This is a genomic window from Erythrobacter sp., from assembly GCF_011765465.1.
GTDB lineage: Bacteria > Pseudomonadota > Alphaproteobacteria > Sphingomonadales > Sphingomonadaceae > Erythrobacter.
Window position 1 is genome coordinate 1,083,172 of record NZ_CP050265.1, and the last position, 18,776, is coordinate 1,101,947.

The 18,776-nt window shown below is 66.8% G+C and carries 19 protein-coding genes and 1 tRNA gene; 15 read left to right on the forward strand and 5 right to left on the reverse strand.

What is annotated here, in order from left to right; translation table 11 throughout:
* Positions 1-95: 95 nt before the first annotated feature.
* On the reverse strand, positions 96-1,958 hold the full coding sequence (gene mutL / locus G9473_RS05215; RefSeq protein ID WP_291136807.1) for a DNA mismatch repair endonuclease MutL: 1,863 nt from the start codon (positions 1,956-1,958) through the stop codon (positions 96-98).
* 189 nt (positions 1,959-2,147) lie between these two features.
* On the opposite strand from mutL, the gene G9473_RS05220 reads away from it, so the two are divergent.
* The 5 genes from G9473_RS05220 to rodA are packed head-to-tail and all read left to right on the forward strand — an operon-like array spanning position 2,148 to position 7,958.
* Positions 2,148-3,191, forward strand: coding sequence for a rod shape-determining protein (locus G9473_RS05220; protein WP_291136810.1), 1,044 nt, complete (start codon positions 2,148-2,150; stop codon positions 3,189-3,191).
* Positions 3,192-3,249: 58 nt separating this feature from the next.
* On the forward strand, positions 3,250-4,155 hold the full coding sequence (mreC, locus tag G9473_RS05225; RefSeq protein ID WP_291136813.1) for a rod shape-determining protein MreC: 906 nt from the start codon (positions 3,250-3,252) through the stop codon (positions 4,153-4,155).
* Positions 4,152-4,709, forward strand: coding sequence for a rod shape-determining protein MreD (locus G9473_RS05230; RefSeq protein ID WP_291136816.1), 558 nt, complete (start codon positions 4,152-4,154; stop codon positions 4,707-4,709). Before mreC ends, G9473_RS05230 begins: the two co-directional genes overlap by 4 nt.
* Positions 4,706-6,808, forward strand: coding sequence for a penicillin-binding protein 2 (mrdA, locus tag G9473_RS05235; RefSeq protein ID WP_291136819.1), 2,103 nt, complete (start codon positions 4,706-4,708; stop codon positions 6,806-6,808). The genes G9473_RS05230 and mrdA overlap by 4 nt, the downstream gene beginning before the upstream one ends.
* A 7-nt stretch (positions 6,809-6,815) precedes the next feature.
* Entirely contained in the window at positions 6,816-7,958 is a 1,143-nt protein-coding gene (gene rodA / locus G9473_RS05240) for a rod shape-determining protein RodA (protein WP_291136822.1), read from the forward strand.
* On the opposite strand, the gene G9473_RS05245 is transcribed toward rodA, so the two are convergent.
* Entirely contained in the window at positions 7,955-8,665 is a 711-nt protein-coding gene (locus G9473_RS05245; protein WP_291136825.1) for a LuxR family transcriptional regulator, read from the reverse strand. The genes rodA and G9473_RS05245 overlap by 4 nt on opposite strands.
* Before the next feature lie 212 nt (positions 8,666-8,877).
* On the opposite strand from G9473_RS05245, the gene G9473_RS05250 reads away from it, so the two are divergent.
* Both G9473_RS05250 and G9473_RS05255 read left to right on the forward strand, forming a co-directional pair.
* The gene (locus tag G9473_RS05250; RefSeq protein WP_291136828.1) at positions 8,878-9,237 is read left to right on the forward strand and encodes a hypothetical protein; all 360 of its coding nucleotides are present in this window, start codon (positions 8,878-8,880) and stop codon (positions 9,235-9,237) included.
* 102 nt (positions 9,238-9,339) lie between these two features.
* Positions 9,340-9,415 (forward strand) — tRNA-Lys (locus G9473_RS05255).
* Positions 9,416-9,469: 54 nt separating this feature from the next.
* Here the strand turns inward: G9473_RS05255 and G9473_RS05260 are convergent.
* Together G9473_RS05260 and G9473_RS05265 are read right to left on the reverse strand one after the other, a co-directional pair.
* Entirely contained in the window at positions 9,470-10,000 is a 531-nt protein-coding gene (locus G9473_RS05260; RefSeq protein WP_291136831.1) for a hypothetical protein, read from the reverse strand.
* Between the two features lie 24 nt (positions 10,001-10,024).
* Positions 10,025-11,788, reverse strand: a complete 1,764-nt coding sequence (locus G9473_RS05265) for a hypothetical protein (RefSeq protein WP_291136834.1) — start codon at positions 11,786-11,788, stop codon at positions 10,025-10,027.
* Between the two features lie 166 nt (positions 11,789-11,954).
* On the opposite strand from G9473_RS05265, the gene ribB reads away from it, so the two are divergent.
* The 4 genes from ribB to G9473_RS05285 all read left to right on the forward strand — a co-directional run bounded on the left by ribB (position 11,955) and on the right by G9473_RS05285 (position 14,972).
* The gene (gene ribB, locus G9473_RS05270; RefSeq protein ID WP_291136837.1) at positions 11,955-13,202 is read left to right on the forward strand and encodes a 3,4-dihydroxy-2-butanone-4-phosphate synthase; all 1,248 of its coding nucleotides are present in this window, start codon (positions 11,955-11,957) and stop codon (positions 13,200-13,202) included.
* A 6-nt stretch (positions 13,203-13,208) separates the two neighbouring features.
* Entirely contained in the window at positions 13,209-13,631 is a 423-nt protein-coding gene (ribH, locus tag G9473_RS05275; protein WP_291136839.1) for a 6,7-dimethyl-8-ribityllumazine synthase, read from the forward strand.
* 96 nt (positions 13,632-13,727) lie between these two features.
* Positions 13,728-14,024, forward strand: coding sequence for a hypothetical protein (locus tag G9473_RS05280; protein ID WP_291136842.1), 297 nt, complete (start codon positions 13,728-13,730; stop codon positions 14,022-14,024).
* Positions 14,025-14,486: 462 nt separating this feature from the next.
* A complete protein-coding gene (locus tag G9473_RS05285; RefSeq protein ID WP_291136845.1) occupies positions 14,487-14,972 on the forward strand; it encodes a winged helix DNA-binding protein in 486 nt (161 codons plus the stop codon).
* On the opposite strand, the gene eno is transcribed toward G9473_RS05285, so the two are convergent.
* Entirely contained in the window at positions 14,969-16,258 is a 1,290-nt protein-coding gene (gene eno / locus G9473_RS05290; protein WP_291136847.1) for a phosphopyruvate hydratase, read from the reverse strand. The two genes, G9473_RS05285 and eno, sit on opposite strands and share 4 nt — an antisense overlap.
* A 188-nt stretch (positions 16,259-16,446) precedes the next feature.
* Here eno and G9473_RS05295 point away from each other — a divergent pair, with 188 nt between their 5' ends.
* The 4 genes from G9473_RS05295 to G9473_RS05310 all read left to right on the forward strand — a co-directional run bounded on the left by G9473_RS05295 (position 16,447) and on the right by G9473_RS05310 (position 18,715).
* Entirely contained in the window at positions 16,447-17,112 is a 666-nt protein-coding gene (locus tag G9473_RS05295) for a hypothetical protein (protein WP_291136850.1), read from the forward strand.
* A 5-nt stretch (positions 17,113-17,117) separates the two neighbouring features.
* Complete coding sequence (locus G9473_RS05300) at positions 17,118-17,654, forward strand: phage holin family protein (RefSeq protein ID WP_291136853.1); 537 nt, start codon at positions 17,118-17,120, stop codon at positions 17,652-17,654.
* Position 17,655: 1 nt separating this feature from the next.
* Positions 17,656-17,964, forward strand: coding sequence for a hypothetical protein (locus tag G9473_RS05305; protein WP_291136856.1), 309 nt, complete (start codon positions 17,656-17,658; stop codon positions 17,962-17,964).
* A gap of 139 nt (positions 17,965-18,103) precedes the next feature.
* Positions 18,104-18,715, forward strand: coding sequence for a hypothetical protein (locus G9473_RS05310; protein WP_291136859.1), 612 nt, complete (start codon positions 18,104-18,106; stop codon positions 18,713-18,715).
* Positions 18,716-18,776: the final 61 nt, after the last annotated feature.

The following is an 18,776-nucleotide window of genomic DNA, read 5'->3' on the forward strand; positions in this document are numbered from 1 at the left end:
GCCCCAGCTATCCGGGTCGCGCCTGAAAAGCAAAAACGCCGGCGGAAAGCAGCGCGTTCCCCCGTTCGGCGCGTTACAGCGTTGTTCTGGCGCGATCAGTGGCGGCCGAACAGCTTCTCGACGTCTTCCATCGACAGCTTCACCCAGGTCGGGCGGCCATGGTTGCACTGGCCCGAGCGGGGGGTCGATTCCATCTCGCGCAGCAGCGCATTCATCTCCGCGACCGAAAGCACCCGCCCAGCCCTGACCGAGCCGTGGCAGGCCATGGTGGCGAGCGTGTATTCGAGCCTTTCGGCAAGCAGCAGCGAACCGCTGTCCTCCTGCTTGCCGTGATGGGCGATGTCGTCGGCCAGGTCGCGCAGGAGCCTGTCGCTGTCCGCCTTTGCGATCGCGGCGGGCACGGCGCGCACCAGCATGGCCGATGGCCCGAACCGCTCGATCACGAGACCGAACCGCGCGAGCCCTTCCGCCGCTTCCTCGAGCCGGTCGCAATCGACCTCGTCCATCTCGACCACGTCGGGGACGAGCAGCGCCTGCGACCGCTTCGCCGCCTCCCCTGCCCCGGCGGCGCGCAGGCGTTCGAGGACAAGCCGTTCGTGCGCGGCGTGCTGGTCGACGAGCACGAGCCCGTCGGCAGCCTCGGCGACGATATAGGTGTTCGCCACCTGCCCGCGCGCGATGCCCAGGGGATATTGCCGCGCCTCGTCCGGGATCGGCTCGGCTTCCTCGGCGCGGCCCATCGGAAGTGCATCGGAAGAAGCGCGGTTCCAGTCGGCCCCCGCCTCCGACACGCGCGCCGGGCGCGGCTGTGCAGCGGTCCAGTCCCGACCGGAGAAGATGCTCTCAAGGCTCGCCTGCGGGGAATGGGCGACCGGTTCGGCCTGCCAGCGCTCCATCGCCTTGCGGTCCGGCCCCTGCGCGCTGCGCCGGTCGCCGGTGGCGAGCGCCTGTCTCAGCCCCGAGACGATGAAGCCGCGCACGCCGGACGCGTCGCGGAAGCGAACCTCGGTCTTGGCCGGGTGGACGTTCACGTCGACTTCCTGCGGCGGCAGGTCGAGGAACAGGGCGAGCACCGCGTGGCGATCCCGCGCGAGCATATCTGAATAGGCCCCGCGCACTGCGCCCACCAGCAGGCGGTCCTTTACCGGGCGGCCGTTGACGAAGAGATACTGGTGGTCGGCCACGCCCCGGTTGTAGGTCGGCAGCCCCGCGATGCCTGTCAGCCGCATCGCCCCGTGCGGCGTCTCGCGGGTGAGGTCGATCGGGACCGAATTGTCCTTGAGTTCATGCGCGACGATCTGCGCGACGCGGGTGGCGAGCGGCTCGCCGGGTTGCGTGCGCAGGACCGTGCGCTCCTTGCCTTCCGCCCCGTTGGTCAGGGTAAAGGCGATTTCGGGGCGGGCCATGGCAAGCCGGCGGATCACGTCGAGGCTGGCGATGTATTCGCTGCGCGCCGTTCGCAGGAACTTGCGGCGTGCCGGCACGCGGGCGAAGAGCTGCTCCACGCGCACGCGCGTGCCCGGCGGAAGCGCGGCGGGGCCCTCTTCGACCGGCTCGCCATGATCGACGACGCAGCGCCAGCCTTCGGCCGCGCCCTGGACCCGGCTTTCGAGCGTCAGGCGGGCGACGCTCGCGATCGACGGCAGCGCCTCGCCGCGAAAGCCGAGCGTTTCGACCATTTCGATCGCCCCTTCCTCCCCGATCAGCGTGTCGGGCAGCTTGGATGTGGCGTGGCGTTCGAGCGCCAGTTCCATCTCTTCGGCGCTCATACCGCAGCCGTCGTCGGTCACTTCGAGCCGGGTCAGCCCGCCGTCGGTCAGCGCGATGTCGATTCGCCGCGCGCCCGCGTCGATCGCGTTTTCGACGACTTCCTTGAGCGCAGAAGCCGGGCGTTCGACCACTTCCCCGGCGGCGATGCGGTTGACCAGCGTGGAAGGAAGGCGGCGAATTTGCGGCATTTGTCGCAGCCTAGCTGTCAGCGGTCGCAAATTCGAGGGTAACCACCGCTATTCGCGATGCGCATCAACAATATTTTTGGCCTTTTGACCGCGAAAACGCTAGGCGCATCGGGTCACGTCATATCTGGGTCGCACAAGTCCGGCAGGGTTCCCGTCGGGCCTGCCCACAAGTCCACGGAACAACCAAGAATGAGCTTCCTTTCGAACCTGTTCAAATTCGGATCGCAGAACATGGCGATCGACCTCGGCACCGCCAACACGCTCGTCTACGTGCAGGACCAGGGCATCATCCTCAACGAACCCAGCGTGGTCGCGATCGAAACCATCAACGGCGTCAAGCGGGTGAAGGCCGTGGGCGACGATGCCAAGATGATGATGGGCAAGACGCCCGACACGATCGAGGCGATCCGCCCGCTTCGCGACGGGGTCATCGCCGACATCGAGATCGCGGAAGAGATGATCAAGCATTTCATCCGCAAGGTCCACGGCAAGCGCAACCTGTTCCGCTATCCCGAAATCGTCATCTGCGTCCCCTCGGGCTCGACCTCTGTCGAAAAGCGCGCGATCCGCGACGCGGCCTCGAATGCGGGGGCAAGCGAAGTCCATCTCATCCTCGAACCCATGGCCGCCGCGATCGGCGCGGATATGCCTGTGACCGAGCCGGTCGGCTCGATGGTGGTCGACATCGGCGGCGGCACGACCGAGGTCGCGGTCCTTTCGCTGCGTGGCCTTGCCTACACCACTTCGGTGCGCACCGGCGGCGACAAGATGGACGAGGCGATCGTCTCCTATGTCCGGCGCCACCACAACCTTCTGATCGGCGATTCCACGGCGGAGCGGATCAAGAAGGATTACGGCATCGCGGTCGTCCCCGAGGACGGCGTGGGCGAGACGATCACGCTTAAGGGCCGCGACCTCGTCAACGGCGTGCCCAAGGAAATCACGATCAACCAGGCGCACGTTGCCGAAGCCCTGAACGAGCCGATCGGCGCGATCGTCGAAGGTGTGCGGATCGCTCTTGAAAACACCGCGCCCGAACTCGCGGCGGACATCGTCGACCAGGGCATCGTGCTCACCGGCGGCGGTGCGCTCATCCGCCGGCTCGACGAACACCTGCGCGAGGAGACGGGCCTTCCGGTCTCGATCGCGGAAGACCCGCTCACCTGTGTCGCCATCGGCACGGGCCGGGCGATGGAAGATCCGATCTATCGCGGCGTGCTGATGACGGCATGATCCGCGCGCGCCCCGTCTTCGCCGGGGCGCTCGACAGCTAGAGAAGGGGCAGCAGGCCATGGCGCCGCCGTCATCGCGCCGTTCGGGTTTCTCGAAGAAGGCGCAATATTCCGTCTTCACCGGATACCTGCTCGCGGCGCTCGGCGCGCTGCTCGGCGCGGCCCTGCTCGCCCTGTCCTATTGGCAGCCCGGCAGCTTCGCCCCCCTGCGCGGCGCGGCGAGCGATGTGGTGACCCCCGTCGGCGAGGTTCCGGCCGCCGCGCGCAGCGGTTCGCAAGGTGTCTGGGCAACGGTCACGGGCTATTTCAACGCGGGATCGCAGAACGCGCGGCTGCGTGAGGAAAACGAGATCGCGCGCATCCGTCTCGCCGAAGCCGAGGCGGTCAAGGACGAGAACCGCCGCTTGAAGGCGTTGCTCGACCTTGCGAAGGGCGAAGTCGAGCCGGTCGCCACCGCGCGGCTCGTCGGCTCCTCTTCGACCAGCTCACGGCGTTTTGCCTATGTCGGGGTCGGGAGCGAGGACGGCCTGGTGCCGGGAATGCCGGTGCGCTCGCCGCGGGGTGTGGTCGGGCGCGTGCTCGAAGTCGCGCGGGGGTCGGCCCGGGTCATGCTGCTGACCGACAGCGAAAGCGTGCTGCCGGTTCGCCGAGCGGGCGACAACACGGTCGCCTTTGCCGAGGGACGCGGTGATGGCCTGCTGCGTATCCGCCTGATCAATCTCGGCCTCAACCCGCTTGAGGAAGGCGATGTCTTCGTCACCAGCGGCGCGGGCGGCTACTACCGGCCCGGAGTCGCCGTGGCCGTGCTGAGCGAACTTACGCCCGACGGCGGCCTCGCCCGGCTCATTGCGGACCCTTCAGCGACCGATTTCGTCTCGATCGAGCCGATCTACGAAGGCGAAGCGGTGGCTGCATCGCGCATCGGGGGTCAGAACGAACTCACCCAGCAAGAGCTCGAGGAGTGATCGACAGGCGCAGCAGGGTAACGCGCAGCGTGCGCTATCGCAGCGGCATCAACCGCGAGCCCTCGCCGCTGCGCGCGCGCACCGTGCCCTATGCCTCGATCATGGCGGGCTCGCTGCTGCCCTTCTTCCTGCAGGCCGACGTCATGCCTCTCGCTCCGCCGCTCGGCTTCATCATGCTGGTCGCGTGGCGGTTGATGCGCCCGGGGCTGTTGCCGATCTGGGTCGGCGTCCCGCTCGGCCTGTTCGACGATCTCGTCAGCGGGCAGCCGATCGGGAGCGCGGTGCTGCTGTGGTCCTTCACCATGATCGCCTTCGAGTATCTCGAACAGCGCGTGCCCTGGCGCGGCTTCTGGCAGGACTGGTTCACCGCAGGTCTAGCCATCGTGTTCTATATCCTCGCCGCGATGGCCCTTTCGCGCGCGACCGTCTCCCCTGCCCTCGCCCTTGCCGTGCTGCCGCAGATCGCGGTGGCGGTGGTGCTCTATCCCGTCTTCGCGCGGGCCGTGTCCTGGCTCGACCGCTTCCGCCTCGCCCGCACGCGGAGGATCGGATGAAGCGCCTTTTCAAGAAGACCGGTTTGAAGCGTTCGGGGCCGAAGATCACGGCCTCGGGGCTGCGCAACACCTTCGACCGACGGGCGATGGTGATCGGGACGGTGCAGGGCGGGATCGGCGCACTGCTCGCGGTGCGCATGGGGTATCTCGCGATCGCGGAGAACGAGAAATACCGGCTTGAATCCGAAAGCAACCGGGTGAACCTGTCGCTCATCCCGCCGCGGCGCGGGTGGATTCTCGATCGCAACGGCGCCCCACTCGCATCGAACCGGGCGGATTTCCGCGTCGATGTCATCCCCGAGCGCCTGTCCGAACCCGAGGCGACGATCGACCAGATCGGAACGCTCCTCGCCCTCGAACCCGACCGGATCGCCGACATCAAGCAGAAGGTCGCGCAATCGAAAGGCTACCAGCCCATCGAGGTCGCGAGCGGCCTCGATTACGAGCAGTTCGCGGCGCTGAGCGTGCGCCTGCCCGACCTGCAAGGCATCGTCCCGCAGCGCGGCTTCTCGCGCTTTTACCCGACAGGCTGCTCGGTCGGGCACCTGATCGGCTATGTCGGCCCGGCCAATGCCGAGGAATACGACGAGGAGGACCGCAATCCGCTCCTCATCACTCCGGGTTACAAGATCGGCAAGGACGGGCTGGAAAAGCAGTTCGAGCAGGAATTGCGCGGCGTCCCCGGCGCGCGGCGGGTCGAGGTCACCGCCTCGGGCCGGATCGTGCGTGACCTTGAAACGCGCGAGGACGTCCAGGGCGATCCGGTGCAACTGACCATCGACGGGCCGCTGCAGGACTATGCCGCGCGCCGCATCGGGCTCGAATCAGGCTCGGTCGTCGTGATGGACTGCGCGACCGGCGACCTTCTTTGCATGGCCTCGATGCCGAGCTTCGACCCGAACAGTTTTTCGGACGGCATCGGCTCGGTCGAATACGCCATGCTGCGCGAGGACGAGCGCGTGCCGCTGCGCAACAAGGTGCTGCAGGGTCTCTATCCGCCCGGCTCGACGGTCAAGCCGATGCACTGCATGGCGTTCCTGAAAGAAGGGATCGACCCGAACGAGACGATTTCCTGTGGCGGCGGGCGTCGGATCGGCAACCGCTTCTTCAATTGCTGGAGCAACCACGGCACGGTCGACATGGCGAAGGCCATTTACCAGTCGTGCGACAGCTATTTCTACCACTACGCGCAGGCCGTCGGCTTCGACAAGGTCGCCGCGATGGCGAGCCAGTTCGGGCTCGGCAAGCAGTTCCCGTTGCCCGTCACCAGCCAGTTCTACGGCACGGTTCCGACACCGGACTGGAAGCTCAATAAGTTCGGCCGCGAGTGGCAGGATTTCGACACGGTCAACGCCTCGATCGGCCAGGGCTATTATCTCACGAGCCCGCTGCAGCTCGCGGTCATGGCGACCCGGCTTGCGACCGGGCGGCACGTGATGCCGCGGCTCGTCATGAACACGCCGACGCGCGGGACCGATCAGGTCGATCTGGCCGACGAGGCCGTCGCCTTCGTGCGGCAGGCGATGAGCGATGTCGTCAACGGGCCCGGCACCGCGGGGCGCGGGCGGCTGCCGCTCGACGACATCCTGATGGCGGGCAAGACCGGGACAGCGCAGGTCGTCTCGCTGTCGGTATCGGACGGCAAATCCGGCCCGTGGAAATACCGCGACCACGGCCTTTTCGTATTCTTCGCCCCGTTCGAGAACCCGCGCTATGCTGGCGCCGTGGTGATCGAACACGGTGGCGGATCGGGCGCTGCCTATCCGATCGCTCGCGACGTGATGACTTTCATGTTCGATCCCGAAAAGGGCATGGACGCGCTTCTCAAGCTTGAAGAGCAATGGGGCGGGACCGCGCAGGAGCGGCTCGAGAAACGCTACGCCGCCTATGCCGCCGAGCGCGGCGCAACCGTGATTCCCCCGCCGCGCCGCGACGAGGACATCTTCGACCAGGTCGAAGCCGAGGCTCGGCTCGATGCGGCGCGCACGCAGGCGATCGCGGACGATGCGATTGCGCCGCGCCCCGACCCGACCGCATCGGGCAGCCCGCCGCCGGACGCAGGGCTACCGCCGTCAAGCCCGATCGCCGGAGAGGAGTAGCGCCGCCATGCCGAGCCCCGTGTCGAGCATCGTGCCCGACCCCATCGCGCGCCAGCCCTGGGGGATGCTCATCCCGCTTTTCATGCTGGTCGCTTTCGGCGCTGCGGTGCTCTATTCGGCGGCGGGCGGTTCGATGGATCCCTTTGCCAGTTCACACCTCGTGCGTTTCGGCGTGTTTCTCGTGATGGCGTGGGTGATTGCCGCCTTCCCTCGCGAACTCGTCAAGTTCCTGACCTACCCCGCCTACCTCGTCGTTCTCGGCCTTCTCGTTGCGGTCGAGATTATCGGACAGGTCGGCGGCGGCAGCCAGCGCTGGCTGGACCTCGGGTTCATGGTGCTTCAGCCGTCCGAACTGATGAAACCGGTGATCGTGGTCACACTCGCGCAGTTCTATTCGACCCTTCCGGTCGGGCTCATAACAGGGTGGCGAGCGGTTGTTCTGCCGGGCGCTCTCATTCTTGCGCCGGTCGCCTTCGTCCTGCTCCAGCCCGATCTCGGCACCAGCCTTGCCATCGCCTTCGGTGGGGCGGTGGTCATGCTGCTCGCGGGGCTTCCGCTGCGGTGGTTCATCCTCGGCGGGCTCGCGGCCGCAGCGGCGGCTCCGGTCGCCTTCTTCTTCGGCCTGCAGGAATACCAGCAGCGCCGCGTCCTCACGATGTTCGATCCCGAGGCCGATCCGCTGGGCGCTGGCTACCACATCACCCAGTCCAAGATCGCGATCGGATCGGGCGGGCTGTTCGGCAAGGGTTTCAACGAGGGATCGCAAAGCCATCTGCAATACCTGCCCGAACCGCACACGGATTTCGTCTTCGCCACCATGGCCGAGGAGTGGGGGCTCGTCGGCGGCCTGTTCGTGATCGGCATTTTCGCCATCATCCTGCGCTGGGGGCTGGAGGTCGCGCGCGCCTCGCGCGATCGCTTCGCCCAGCTGCTTGCGGGCGGGATGGTTGCGACGATCTTCTTTTACGTCGCGGTCAACCTGCTGATGGTCATGGGCTTTGCGCCGGTGGTCGGCATCCCGCTGCCTTTCATGAGCCACGGCGGCTCCTCCATGCTCACCAACATGATCTGCATCGGCGCGCTGATGATGGTCGACCGCTGGAACAAGCGTGCGCCGGGCGGAGGGCTTTCGGGAGGACTGTCGGCCTAGACGTGGACAAGGCCGAGCCTGAGCGCCTTCACCACTGCCCCGACCCGGTCCGATGCATCGAGCTTCGCATAGATCCGGCGGGCATAGGTCTTCACCGTGTCGGGCGAAAGCCCCATGATGTCCGCCGTAACCGAGAGCGACTTGCCCTCGGTGAACCACTCGAGCACTTCGCGCTCGCGTTCGGACAGGCTGATCTTCTCCGGCGCGCTTTCGATCAGCACGCAGACCCGCTGGTGCGCCGCCTGCGCGATCGCCCGCACGAGGCCGAGCTGGCTATCCGACACCTCTTCGATCGGGCGGCCGAAATCGATCGCGGCATAGGCATCGCGCCCATGCATCCCGAACAACGGCACGCCGAAGCCGTGGATGAGCCCGTGATCGCGCATCGCTTCGAAATAGGCTTCGTTGGCAGGCGTGTTCGGCTTCGCCTCCATCGCCTCGCGCCACGTCATCATCGTGCCCGACTCCAGCACCCGGCGCGGGATCGGGTCATCGCGGCGGAATTCCGCGCGCTGGTAGAGATCGAGCCATTCCTGCGAAAAGCCGCGCGAATAGACGATGGTCGACGGCGAAGTCGGCTCCTCGAACAGCGGCGTGACGTGATAGCTCTGGCGCACCACGCCCTCTTCCTTCGCCACTTCGCAACCATATTCGATCGCCGCTGCGATGTCGTCGATCCGGTCGAGGCGGGCGAAGTGTCGCTGCATCCCTCGGAGTATACACGAAGTCACCCGGATGGGCGACTTTCCGCACCCGTAAAGCACCGCCATAGGCGCTCACGAAACCAGTTCGGGCCTTCGGGTCGCACCCTGCCCCCTTAAGGGTGGGGAAGGCTGATAGCCCGGATCCTGGCGGCAGCGGTACTCCCCCTTTGGCCAGCCTGCCGCCAGGAACTCCCTCAAGCGCCGGCTCGCCCATCATGTTCGCTCCCCTGCGTCGTTTTCGCGCCCTGTTAGCTCGTCTCGGGTCAGGCAAGCCCTGCCGTCAGGCCGAACCGCCCCTGCGTGACGGCGGGATCGTGCTCGCCGCTCTGATGACCGAAGCGATCCGCCAGCGCGAAGTGGAAGGGCACGCGACAACCCTGCGCCAGCTGCACCTCGTGCTGGGCGTGTCGCAGCCTGCCGCTCTGCGTCTCGCGCATCGCCTTTCGCGCGAAGGCGTGGTGCGGATCGAGGAGAATATGTCGGACCGCTTCGAGAGCACGCTGCGCCTCACGCCCGAGACGCGCGACCGCTTTCTCTCGCTGCGCTACGAGAATATCGCCGAGACGGTCTCATAGCCCCTTCCCATACGCACAGAGCACGCTATATGCAGCGCCTCACGCGATTCGGCAGCGCCTCCCGGCCTCCCATCGGCGTGACTTTCCGATGCTTATCGGTATGGACGCATAGCTCAGTTGGTAGAGCAGCTGACTCTTAATCAGCGGGTCCTAGGTTCGAGCCCTAGTGCGTCCACCACCCCCCTCGGCCTGTCAATCTCCATGGCAATCCCGTCCTTGGCGTGGCGGTTGCTCAGATATCGACCCCGTTCTTCCTCAGGCAGTTCCTGATGTAGAGAAAACCGATGTCGGGCGACGGCTTGGACGTCGCGGGGCCGTAGCTCTGCCCATCGAGCTCGACGGATATGGTTTCGACATCCGCCAGCCTGTCGAGCATTTCCAGCCCCTTTGCATTATCGGTCCAGTAGGCCATCGCCCGATAGGTGAAGCCCGCGCGATAGATGCCGCGGTCGGCGGTCGTGCGCCAGTCGTCGTTGACCACGATCGTGATCGGCACGTTCTCCTTGTCGACGCCCGCATTGACGACATCGGCGGGCAGGTTCTGCACCGCCATGTCGACATTGAAATTCTCGGCATTGATCCGGAAATCGAGCTTGCGCCCGTCGCCAAGACGATAGCTCGCCCCGCACACCGACCCGTTCATGATGAGGTCGACATTGATGTCGACGTTCTGCGCCTGCGCGGTCGCAGGGGACGCGGCGGGACCGGATCCTGCGGCGGCGAGCGCGGCTGCGGAAATCGCGAAAAGGGAGGAGCGTGTCATGATCGGTCCTTCGGGTCGTGAATGTCAGCAATAGGGGTTGGAATAATTGCAGGCCGTGCTGCGACCGGTGAGGTAGTCCATCCGCTGGTTGAAATAGAGATTGTCCATCCTGGTCTGGTGCCGCTGCCAGCTGGCATTGGCGGAGCGCTGGCTGGCGGAAATCCCCGTGCGGGTCGAACTCGACCAGGACCGCGAAGACAGCGCCGCCAGCCACCCGCTGAAGATGCTGCGCTGCTGCTTGGCCGCCTCTGCCATCTGCCGGGCGCGTTCGGCGCGCCGCTGGCGTTCGGGCTCGGCGAGCATCGAACGCAGGATCAGCGTCGCTTCCTCGTCCCCGAAACGCGCGGCGATCTTCATGTAATTGAGTCCGATCTTGCGATCCTGCTTTACGCCGTGCTGACCGTACCAATGGGCCATGCCCATCCACTTGGCCGCCTCGACATGGCCGACCTTCGCCGCGTTCTCGATCAGGATCACCGCATTGCGCTCGTTCGGCGGGACAATGCCGGTCTTGCCGGTCAGGAACCAGTTCCCGAGCAGCCATTCGGCTTCCTCGTATTGCTCCTCCATCAACAGCGCGACGGTATTGCGCGCCTTTTCGTAGGCGCCGCTGTCGGCAAGTTCGACCGCGCGAGCGAGCTGCTCTGCGGCCGGGAGCGAGGGATCGACCATCTGCGCGAGGATCGCCCCGCGCTGCGCTTCGGCATTGTTCGCCCGCGCCCAGTCGCAGGACGGACGATGGCCGAGGCGGCATCCCTTGAGCATGAGCATGACGACGGCCATGCGCTGCTCCGGCCCCGCCTCGCGCATACGCTCAGCAAGATAGGCGCGGGCAAGTTCATGGCAGCCCGCAGCATGGTCGAAATCGCACGCTCGTCGCAGGTAATAGCCGGCTTCCCCCGGCGTCACATCACCAAGGCGAGCGTTGCGGCTGAACCCGTGGTGCCCGATCGCATAGCAGCTGTCGGCAAGCCCGGCCGTACAGGCCGAGTTGAGGAACCCTTCACCGAGGTCGACCGATTCCGCATCGCCCAGCCTGACAAGCCTTGCTCCGTATGCCGCGCAGACCTTGAGCTTGTCGCCCTCGCCCTCCATGCATCCGCGCCGCAGGAGGTCGAGCGAGCCGGACCGGTCGAACCCATCCATTCGCGCCGCGCCGAGGCAGGCCCAGGGAACGGCGGACTGGCAGAACTCGCCATAGAGTTCCCGCACCGAGGCACGCTCGGCGGCGGTATCCGCGACTGTCTCGAGGTGGTTGGCCAGGAAGCGGCAGCCTTCGTCGCCGACCCCGGTGCACGAATCGCGCCACAGGTCTTCCGCCCGCGCGACATCCTTGGCCACGCCTTCGCCGCGGAAATGGGCGACCCCGAGCCAGGCGCAGGCATCGCGCGATCCCATCTCGCACCCGTTGCGTGCGCTTTTCAGCGCCGGCCCGGGCTTCGGCAGGGGAAGCGAACCTCCGAAAGCGAGCCCGGCATAGGTGGCGCAAGCCCCTGCCGCGCCGTGCTCGCAGGCGGCGAGGTAATAGCCCGCAGCCACCCGCGTGCTGGCCTTGAGATCGCCGAGCCCGGTCGAAAAGGCATCGGCAAGGCGCACGCAGTCCCTTGCCCCGCCCCGAGTGCAATCGCGCGCCCATTTCTGCGCCACGCCATATAGGCGGACGGGCATATTCTGCTGGCCGTTGTAGATCGCCGAATCGCGAGCCCCGTCGCGCGCCAGCGGAAGTTTCTCGGCATGGACCGGCGCCCCACAGGCAAGCGCGATAAGCAGCGCGAGCGAACAGGCCAAATGCTTCTGGATGGCTACCCGAGAACGCGCGATCCAAGACATCACGAAGCCCCCCTTTCTCAATCATAGCCTAGCAAGCCTTGGTCGCCGTCTCGTTGTAAGGAGCCGACAGCGATCCGAAGACGCAGCGGGTTGACCTCACATTGCGATGTGATAGGCCGCGCGCATGGACACATCGACCGTCACACGCGTGCGCGAGCTCGTCGAGAGCGGCGCCTTCACCCGCGCCGGGCTCGCCCGCGCCGCCGGGCTCCATGCCAACACTTTGCGCGACTGCGCCGAGGACAGCTGGAATCCTACCGCCGAAACCCTCGCCAAGCTCGCCGCCTTCCTCGACGAAAACGACGAACGCCCGGTCCTCGTCGGGATCGAGGAGATCATCGACGAGGCGCGCAACGGGCGGATGTACATCCTCGTCGACGACGAGGACCGAGAGAACGAGGGCGACCTCATCATCCCCGCCCAGATGGCGACGCCTGCCGCGATCAATTTCATGGCGACTCACGGGCGCGGCCTCATCTGCCTCGCGCTCGACCGGGCGCGGGTCGATGCGCTCGGGCTCGAACCGATGAGCCGCAACAACAAGGAATCGATGCAGACCGCCTTCACCATCTCGATCGAGGCGAAAGAGGGTGTCACCACGGGCATCTCGGCCGCCGACCGGGCGCGCACGATCTCGGTCGCGATCGACGCCACCAAAGGAGCGGATGACATCGTCACACCGGGCCACGTCTTCCCCCTCGCCGCGCGCGACGGGGGCACGCTCGTGCGCGCCGGCCACACCGAGGCAGCGGTCGACATCTCGCGCCTTGCCGGCCTCAACCCATCGGGCGTGATCTGCGAGATCATGAACGAGGACGGCACCATGGCGCGCATGGACGACCTTGTCCGCTTCGCGCGCAAGCACGACCTCAAGATCGGCACGATCCGCGATCTCATCGCCTACCGGATGCGCAACGATCACCTCGTCGAACGCACCGGTGAACGCTCCTTCGAAAGCGACTATGGCGGCCACTGGCGGCTCATCACCTATCGCGACCGGGTCGAGGGCAACGAAGCTTATGTTCTCCAGAAGGGCCATGTCGTCCCCGGCGAGCCGACCCTCGCCCGCGTCCACCCGATCTCGGTCTTCGACGACGTGCTCGGGCAACCCGGCCCCCGCAAGCGCACGCTCCAGCGCGCGATGGAAGCGGTGGGCGAGCACGGCTCGGGCATCATCGTCATCCTGACCGGGCGCGTCGGGACGGGAGCGTGGAGCAAGGACGAGGAACTGCGCAATATCGGCATCGGCTCACAGATCCTCGCCGATCTCGGCGTCCACGACATGATCCTGCTGTCCAATTCGCGCCCGGACCTCGTCGCTATCGAAGGCTTCGGGCTGACCATCACCGGCCACAGGCCGATCCCGGAGTAATTGCCAATGGCCCGTCTCCTCATCGTCGAAGCGCGCTTCTACGAACACCTCAACGACCAGCTGATCGCGGGCGCGCGCGCCGTGATCGAGGCGGCGGGGCACGAAGCCGAAGTCCTGACCGTGCCCGGTGCGCTCGAAGTACCGGGCGCCATCGCGCTCGCGGCGGAAAGCGGAGAGTACGACGCCTTCGTGGCGATAGGCGTGGTGATCCGGGGTGAGACCTATCATTTCGAGATCGTTGCGGGCGAAAGCGCGCGCGCGATCATGGCGCTGACGATGGACGGCATTGCCATCGGCAACGGCATCCTGACGGTCGAGAACGAAGCCCAGGCCATCGCCCGAGCCGACCCCGCACAGAAGAACAAGGGCGGCGAGGCAGCGCGCGCCGCGCTCGCGATGATGGCGCTCGCCGAGCGTTTCGCGCGCTGAGCGCTACGTATTTGCCCTGATATAGGTCTTCATAAGGGTGGGCTACGCAATCACCCGGAGGGTCGACGGTGAATCGCGAATCCCAGGGGAAACCAATTGAACGACACGGGCAGTCCGGCCAATGGCCATACGGGCGATGACGACACGGGCGAGGTGAGCCGCGAACTGCGTGAAGTCGCGCTCGTCCTGCGTGAGTGCCTTGCGCGGCTCGACCGCGTCGGGGCCGGTATTCCGGCAATCCACGTGAACGCCGCGGTCGAACATCTCGCCGCTCTGCAGGGTGAAGCAGCGAACGACCTCGCCGGGGCAGGCGGAAGCCTCGGGCGGCCCTTCGCCGCGGAAATCGACGCGCGCCTGCTCTGCATCCTTCCGGCAACGGGTCGTTCGCACTGACTGCGCGACCCGGAAGGGAGCGTGCGTCTCCCCGGCGCGCCTAGGCAATCCACCTGAGGAATCGTCCGTAAAGCCAGCAAGGCGCGGGTAAGCTATTAAAATCCGTAATAGGCGCCGTTGTCGATGGGCCGAGAGGGCCTGTCGTCCTCGAAGCGCCTCAGAACCGGAAGGTCGCAACCCGAATGGCCCGACAGCGCAATCCCGTCCGACCTAAGTGCCGCACGCCCGGTCCGCCGCCTGACGAGCGGAGCGTGCATCGTGGATGACGCCCGCATATCCGCCTTTCCCGACCGCTTCGGGGCACAGCACGCGGATGATGAGCCGACGGAGCCCGACCATGAGGCCACTCGCCGACGCTCCGCACAACGCGGTTCGTCCCCCGGTCCTTCGCCCTTGCCCTCGCAATCACCCCCTGCGAACCACCCCACCCGCCTCCGTCCGCGCGAGACACCGCCCGCCCCGGTGGATCTCACGCCCTTCGCCGACCAGCTCTTGGCGATTGCGCGACAATTGCGCGAGGGCGATTTCACGAACACCGCGCCGGCCGCCGTGCCCCCGGCGCCTGCAGCGGCCGCCCCCGCCCCGGTTGTCGACCTCGACCAGCGACGCCGCCGCCATGCCGTCCTCGCCCGAAAAACCTATGCCGCGCGGCGCCGCCGGGGTGCGATTTTCGGCGACGAGGAAATATTCGGAGAGCCCGCCTGGGACATCCTGCTCGACCTCTACATCGCCCATGTCGAGCGCAAGCCCGTGTCGGTGTCGAGCGCGTGCATCGGTTCCGCCGCGCCGCCGACGACGGGGCTGCGCTGGCTCGGCGTGCTGGCGGATCGCGGACTGGTGGCCCGCGAACACGATCCCGAAGACCAGCGCCGCGTGCTGGTTCGCCTGACGGAAAGCGGGCTCGAGGCGATGGACCGCTATTTCGCTCTCGCCGGAGGAGCCGCTTAGCCTCCCAGCGCGCCGAAGCAACCAGCGCCCGCGTAATCGGCGCTGGTGCCGAGCTCTTCCTCGATACGGATCAGCTGGTTGTATTTGGCGAGGCGGTCCGACCGGGCGAGGCTGCCGGTCTTGATCTGCCCGCAATTGGTCGCGACCGCGAGGTCGGCGATGGTCGCGTCCTCAGTCTCGCCCGAACGGTGGCTCATGACGCTGGTGTAGCGCGCGCGGGTCGCCATATCGACCGCTTCGAGCGTCTCGGTCAGCGTGCCGATCTGGTTGACCTTGACCAGCAGCGAATTGCCAAGGCCGCGGGCGATCCCGTCGGCAAGGCGCTTGGGATTGGTCACGAACAGGTCGTCGCCGACCAGCTGGACGCGGTCCCCGAGAAGATCGGTCAGCGCCTTCCAGCCCTCGAAATCGTCCTCGCTCATGCCGTCCTCGATCGAACGGATCGGGTAGTCGCCGCACAGCTTGGCGAGGTAGTCGGCCATTTCCTCGCCCGAAAGGGAGAGGTTCTCGCCCGAAATCTCGTAACGGCCCTCGCGGAAGAATTCGGTCGCCGCGCAGTCCAGCGCCAGCACCACGTCCTCGCCCGGCTTGAACCCGGCCTGCTCGATCGAGCCCATGATGAAATCGAGCGCATCGCGCGTGCTCGCAAGGTCGGGGGCAAAGCCGCCTTCGTCACCCACAGCCGTGGCGAGACCCTTGTCGGCCAGGCCCTTCTTGAGCGTGTGGAAGATTTCCGACCCCCAGCGCACGCCTTCCGCGATCGAATCCGCGCCGACCGGCATGACCATGAATTCCTGGATGTCGATCGGGTTGTCGGCGTGTTCGCCCCCATTGATGATGTTCATCATCGGCACCGGCAGCACGTGCGCCGAAACCCCGCCGATATAGGAATAGAGCGGCAGGCCGCGCGCCGCGGCCGCCGCCTTGGCGACCGCAAGGCTGGTGCCGAGGATCGCGTTCGCGCCGAGCCGGCCCTTGTTGGGCGTGTCGTCGAGAGCGATCAGCGACAGGTCGATGTCGCGCTGGTCCTCGGCATCGAAAGCACCGACGAGCAGCTCGCGGATTTCGGTGTTGACCGCCTCGACCGCCTTCAGCACGCCCTTGCCCTTGTAGCGCGCCGCGTCGCCGTCGCGCAGCTCGACCGCCTCGTGAGCGCCGGTCGATGCGCCCGAGGGCACGGCCGCGCGCCCGAAACTGCCGTCGTCGAGCAGGACATCGACTTCCACCGTGGGATTGCCCCTGCTGTCGAGGATTTCGCGCCCTTGAAGGTCGATGATCGCGGTCATGTTTGGCTCCGGCTGTGATGTATAGTAGGCTGAATTCGGCAATGGTGAGTTTTTTGCGAGCGTCCCTATGCGCCCCGCGGGAGCGGCGCAAGCGGCTCATTACGCGGTTCGCCCGGCTGGCGGACAGGTGGCCAGGCGGCTTTTCGGACCCTTTTCGCCGCGCGGCCATTGCATAGAAAGACGAGACGGTGAATTCACTGTCTATCCATTCGATCACGGGAGGTGACGAGACGATCATGGCAGAAAGCAGCACCACGAAATCGACCACGACGAAATCCGCCGCGACGAAGAAGACCCCGGCGAAATCGGCCAAGGGTTCGACCACGAAATCGACCGGCCCCAAGAAGGCCGGCTCCTCGAACAAGACGGGTGCGACCGCCAAAAGCGCAGACACCGGCCACGCTGCCGAGGCCAAGAGCCGCTTCAACGCCGCGCTCGAGGAAGCCAAGGCCGGCGCCGCTGCCCTGCGCAGCGAAGCGCAGACCCGCGTCGGCGCCTACCGCGAACAGGCATCCGACCAGGGCGAAGCCTATTCCGAAAAGGCGAAAACCCGCGCCAGCGAACTTGCAAGCGAGGGCAAGAAATCGGTCAGCGAAGGTCTTGTCTCGCTGTCCCACGTCGTCTCCGACACGGCAACGAAAATCGACGAGCGCTTCGGCGAAGAATACGGCGACTATGCCCGCAAGGCTTCGCGCAGCCTGACCGAGACTTCGGCCCGGCTCGATGAGAAGAGCGTCGAGGAGCTGGGCGAGGACGCGCGCGAATTCGTGCGCAAGAGCCCCGGCCTTGCTGTCGGCCTCGCCGCGCTCGCGGGCTTCCTGTTCGCCCGCCTGTTCCGCGGTTCGCGCGACTGAGGGCCGTGAACGCGACGCGGACGAAAGCGCGGAAGGATTCGGCCACCCTGGCGACGTCCTCGCCGGGTGGCGAGGAGTCGTTGCCGCCCGACAGCGCGAACGGGATCGAGGACCCCTTCGATCCCGCCACCCTGCCCGACGATCTGCCTGCCGACCCCACGACCGTCGGCCCGCCCGAGGAGGGGCTTTCCGAAAGCCTCACCGAGGAACTCGCCGCGCTGATCGACGATACGCGGACCTATGCCGAGGCCGAGCTCGCCTTCCAGAAGACGCGCGCCAGCCTCGCCGGCAAGAACGCCGGAATCGCGCTCGGCCTTGTCGTGGTCGCTGTGGTCGTGCTGCACGTCGCGGTGCTGGCCCTCGCGGTCGGACTTGTGATGGCGCTCGCCCCGCTGGTAACGATCTGGGGTTCGATCGCGATCGTGGTCGGCGCGCTGCTTGCCCTCACGGGCCTGCTCGGCTGGATGGCGATGAAGCGGGGCAAGCGGATCTCGGCGATCTTTGCCAAGGACGAGCCTGCAGCTGCCGCGGGGGAAGAGTGAGATGCCCGACATCGACCCCCGCCTCGCCGAGGACCGCGCGCTGCGCAACGCCGCTCTTGCCGTACTCAAGGCCGATATCGAACACGCGAAAGAAAGCTTCACGCCGAAAAGCATCGCGGCGCGCACCGGGACCCGCCTCAAGGAAGGCGCCGAGGAAGTTTACGAAATCGCGAAAGACCGCGCCGACGACAATCGCGGCGTTATCGCGGTGCTGATCGGGGCGCTGTTCCTGTTCCTCGCGCGGCAGCCCATCCTTGAGATCCTCGGCCTCGCCGATCCGCCCGAAGCGGACGCGGAAGGCGAAGAATAGGCCGGAACGGCAAGGCAAGCCGGGCGGGACGCGGGAACACGTCCTGCCCTCGCCCCGTTGCTTTCCCAAGAGCCTGAAACGGCGTATATATGCGCCGCAAAGACAAGCGCCCGCCGCAGCAGGCGGGCAAGGAGAAACCATGACCGAAACCACCACGCACACGACCTGGGAAAAGACCGCGTCCCCCAATGGCAGCGCGGGCGGAAGCGGCGATGACAAGCGCGACGAACTGCGCGCCAAGATCGAGGCGAGCGAGCGCCGCATCCAGGAGCGCACTCTTGCCGACGACGCGCGCGATGCCGCCGTCGCGGCGCGCGACTACACCCGCGCCCATCCGCTCACGGTGGTCGCGGGCGCTATCGGGATCGGCATCCTGATCGGTCTTGCCACCCCGCCCGGTCGCCGTGCGGCCAGGCGCGCCGCAAACGCCACCGCAGGCGCGGTCGGCGGTGCGGCAAGCGCGGCGGGCAGCGCGGCCAAGCGCTCGGGCGAGGCGATGTTCGCCCCGCTCATCAACGCGCTCACCGCCTACGTCCTCAGCCTCGTCGACGATGCGCTTTCCGCGGCCGAGGCCGGGCAGGACAAGCTCGAGGACCTGTCGGACAGCGCGGAAGCCACCGCGCGCAAGGCCCGGCGCGAGGCAGAATATCGCGCCGGGACCGTTGCCGACAGCGCCCGCAGCACCGCCCGCCGCACCAAGCGCAAGGCGAGCCGCGCCGCGCGCGACATCAAGGACCGCATCGCGGGCTGAGCCGATCAGCCCGGCTCGGACCCGCCCGACGAAGTCGGCGGGCTTGCTCGGCGCGCGAAAG